Source organism: Ramlibacter aquaticus, from assembly GCF_015159745.1.
In the GTDB taxonomy this organism is placed as follows: Bacteria; Pseudomonadota; Gammaproteobacteria; order Burkholderiales; family Burkholderiaceae_C; genus Ramlibacter; species Ramlibacter aquaticus.
Window position 1 is genome coordinate 1 of the sequence record NZ_JADDOJ010000146.1, and the last position, 3,613, is coordinate 3,613.

Genomic DNA, 3,613 nt, shown 5'->3' on the forward strand with positions numbered 1-3,613 from the left:
CCTCACGGCGGTGCTGCGCTCACTCACCGTGGACCGGGTCGGCATTCACGCCGAAGCCCACGCCGACCCGGTCCACGGTGAGTGAGCGCAGCACCGCCGTGAGGCCCTTGAGCGTGGCGAAGCCCGACAGGGCCGCCACCAGCAGCACCACCAGGGCCTTGAGGTTGCCGGCCCCCACCCGCACCAGCGTCTTGCTGACGCAGCCCGAGGACAGCACCATGCCGAAGCCGAACAGAAGGCCGCCCGACAGCGCGGACAGCCACAGCCAGCGGGTCGAGGCGTACAGGGTCTGGTCGGGCCGCAGCCAGCCCAGGGCCACCAGGCCCGCGAAGCCGGCCATCGCCGTGCCCGTGGCCAGCGCCCACTGGCGCAGCCGGGTCCAGCTGCCCAGCAGCACGGCATCGCTCACGGCGCCCATGGTGCAGAAGCCGGTGCGCTGCACCAGCGCACCCAGCAGCGCCGCCAGCAGGAAAGCGCCCCACAGCACGGCCTGGGTCAGCCGGCTCAGCTCATCGGTGGTCATCGGCCGATTCTAGGGTGCGACCCTGTGCTGCACGGGCAGCCGGTCGAGCAGGCGGTCGGCGATGCCACCGCCCAGCCACATGCCGCACAGGGCCAGCCAGGCTGTCAGCGAGAACAGGGAACCGCCGCTCAGGCCCGCCCCCACCGCGCAGCCGCCGGCCAGCATGGCGCCGAAGCCCATGAGCATGGCGCCCGCGATGTAGCGGCGCATGCCGTAGCCGTCCTTGAAGCCTTCCAGCTTGAGCTCGCGCCCGGCCAGCGCGCCCAGGAAGGCACCGGCGAACACGCCGGGCAGCAGGCCGAAGTCGAAGCCCATCGGCGGCCCCGGCCGCGCGAGCACGCGCATCAGCCACTCGGCGGAGGGCCCGCTGAAGGTGATGCCCTGGATGGGCACCACCTGGAAGGAGCTCGCCGCCACGGTGCCGGTGAAGGACCAGGCCAGCGCCACGCTGAGCCCGGTGCCCAGGCCGCCCAGCCACTTCCACAGCCGGCGCCCGCTGCGGATCGAGTACCAGAGCGCCGCCACCAGCCACAGCGCGCCGAAGGCCAGGCCGCCCGCGTGCCCGGCGTGGGTGATCGCCAGCAGGTCGCGCGGGGCGCCGCCGTCCACGGTCCACCAGCCGCCCAGCTGCTCGCGCAGCGGCGCCAGCGCACCGGACAGCGCGGATTGCGCCGTCACCGCGAACACCAGGCCCGAGAGCAGGGCCCGCAGGTTGCCCGCGGCGGACAGCACCAGCAGCCGGCTCGCGCAGCCGCGCGCCATGATCATGCCCGCACCGAACAGCAGGCCGCCGAGCAGCGCGCCCGAGAGGCTGCCGCGCGCGGCGAGCTGCCGGGTGCCGCTCAGGTCCACCCAGCCGGCCAGCAGCAGGGCCTGCAGTGCGACCACCGCGGCCGAAAAGGCCAGCAGCCACACCGCCAGCCGCTCGCCGGGCTCGCGGCGCCAGAACTCGATCACCGCGGCGCGCAGGCAGAAGCTGGAGCGCTGGGCGAAGAAGCCGAACGCGAGGCCCACCAGGGCGCCGCCCGTCGCCAGCAGCGGCGCCTCGCCCACCCGATCGACCCAGGCCAGCAGGTCCATCTCAGGACCCCGGCCGCTTCAGCACGGCCCCACCGCGCGCGGGCCGGGGACGGCCACCCTGGGACCCGGGCGTGCCGCTCACGGGCGCGGCAGTCCGGCACACGCGTCGTGGCGCGGCGTGGGCAGTTGCACGCCGCGCTCGGCCGCGCGCTGCGCCATGCGCTCGTGGTGCTCGGCCATAGCCTTGCGGCACGCCTCGTAGGTGTCGGCATGGCGCATCGCCTCGCGCTGCTGGTCGCGCTCCTCGGGCGTCATCAGGCTCCAGCCGGGCGTGTAGCCCGAACCCCAGCGGCCGCCGCGCGGCCCGGGGCCGCGCCCTGGCCCGGGGCCGGGGGCGCCGGCCGACGCGGCGGGGACCGCCGGCGCGGGGGCGGGTGACTGCGCCGCGCACAGCGCGGGCACGAGGGCGAGGGTGAGCAGGAAGGGGGTCGGCAATTTCATGGCGGCCTCGAGGGAGTGATGGGCGCAGTCTCCGCCGCGCGCGCCGGCACGGCCTTGACCGGCATCAAGCCGGGGGTTCAGCGTGCGCGGCTGCGCGCCGCGCCCGAGCGCAGGGCCGCCGCGCCGCGGGCCTGCTTCTCCTGGTGGCTCGCGATGGCGCCGCAGACCAGGTCGCACAGCTCGTACACCGTGGCGTTGGCGATGCGGTAGTACACGGCCGTGCCGCGGGCCTCGCGGCTCACCATGCCCTGCGCCATCAGCTGGGCCATGTGGCGCGAGACGTTCGCCGGCGTGAAGCCGGTGCGCCCCGCCAGTTCGCCCACGTTGTGCTCTCCCTCGCGCAGCAGGTTGAGCAGCTGCAGCCGCGTCGGCTCGGACAGGATGCGGAAATAGTCCGCCACGCGGGCCAGGAGTTCGGGCGAGAGGTCTTTCACGCGCAAATCCTATGCTTGTTGCTCACTTACGTAAATAAGCAAAATGCGCAAGCCCGGGGCGGCGGTCCGGCGACCGGCGACGTCGCTGCCCGGCGGATGCGGCCCCGGCCGCGCCTGAGGGGCGCTCAGCCCTCCCCGCGCAGCCAGTCCAGGGCCCAGTCCTCGTCCTCGAAGGAGCGCATGTCCAGGCCCAGGCGGCGTGCGGCCTGCTGGCCCTGGCCGTCGCGGCAGGGCACCAGCACCGCGACGCGGGCGCCGCGCAGGTGCTGTCCGCAGTGGTGACCCAGCAGCACGTTCTCGGTCGGCCCCACATGGGTGTGCTCGCGCATGTCGATGAGCACGCCGGGCGAGGGCAGGCCGCGGATCCAGTGGCCCAGCCCCTCGATGCGGGCGAGCATCTCGCGCAGCGCCATGTCCACGGGCGGGGTGATGCGGACGAAGCCGGGGCCGGCCACGATCACCGGATCGGCGTGTGCCAGGACCTGTGCGGCATGGGCCATTCGAAGTTCTCCAGGTAAAGGCTCAGGCGCAGTGGCGCAGCAGCGCACTGCCCGGGCTGGTGGCCGCCGCCGCGGACTTCCAGGACGCCAGGCGGACCAGCGAATCGCCGTCCTGCGGCGTGGGCAGGTGGCGGGCGAAGTCTTCGGCCCGCCCCGGCTTGGCGATGACGGCGTCGAAGCCGGCCTCGGGCAGCACCTGGCGCTCCTCGGCCACCATGCCGGTGTAGGCCACGATGCGCATCCTGCGCGTGGCGGTGTTGCGGCGCAGCCGGGTGGCGATCACGTAGCCCGAGCCGTCCGGCAGGCCGATGTCCAGCAGCATGGCCTCGGGGGCGTGGCTGCCCAGCGCCTGCACGCAGGCCCTCGCATCCGGGAAGGCGAAGACGCGCCAGCCCAGCCGGCGCAGGTGCCACTCGGCGTACTTCAGCGCGGGCGCCGAGTCGTCAACGACATAGACCCAGCCGGGTTCCAGGAGGTGTTTCTTCTGCGTCATGCCGTGCGCGGGGGGCCTTGCCAGCCGCCTGCCGCGACCGGGTTGCTCGGTAAATTCATTAAGAATGATTATGATGATTTAATCGTTTAGGGCGTTAGGTCATTTTCTTAGCCCCGGAGAGCTCGCCCCTGGGCGCCCGCCC

Annotated in this window: 6 protein-coding genes; all 6 read right to left on the reverse strand. The window is 73.6% G+C overall.

Annotation, left to right across the window (positions count from 1 at the left end):
• Window positions 1-19 precede the first annotated feature (19 nt).
• Complete coding sequence (locus IM725_RS19725) at window positions 20-523, reverse strand: YeeE/YedE thiosulfate transporter family protein (protein WP_193782348.1); 504 nt, start codon at window positions 521-523, stop codon at window positions 20-22.
• Window positions 524-532: 9 nt separating this feature from the next.
• Entirely contained in the window at window positions 533-1,603 is a 1,071-nt protein-coding gene (locus IM725_RS19730) for a YeeE/YedE family protein (RefSeq protein WP_193782349.1), read from the reverse strand.
• 78 nt (window positions 1,604-1,681) lie between these two features.
• Window positions 1,682-2,044, reverse strand: a complete 363-nt coding sequence (locus IM725_RS19735; protein ID WP_193782350.1) for a hypothetical protein — start codon at window positions 2,042-2,044, stop codon at window positions 1,682-1,684.
• A gap of 77 nt (window positions 2,045-2,121) precedes the next feature.
• On the reverse strand, window positions 2,122-2,478 hold the full coding sequence (locus IM725_RS19740) for an ArsR/SmtB family transcription factor (protein WP_193782351.1): 357 nt from the start codon (window positions 2,476-2,478) through the stop codon (window positions 2,122-2,124).
• Between the two features lie 125 nt (window positions 2,479-2,603).
• Window positions 2,604-2,978, reverse strand: coding sequence for a hypothetical protein (locus tag IM725_RS19745; RefSeq protein WP_193782352.1), 375 nt, complete (start codon window positions 2,976-2,978; stop codon window positions 2,604-2,606).
• A 22-nt stretch (window positions 2,979-3,000) separates the two neighbouring features.
• On the reverse strand, window positions 3,001-3,471 hold the full coding sequence (locus IM725_RS19750) for a response regulator (RefSeq protein WP_193782353.1): 471 nt from the start codon (window positions 3,469-3,471) through the stop codon (window positions 3,001-3,003).
• Between the last annotated feature and the right edge of the window lie 142 nt (window positions 3,472-3,613).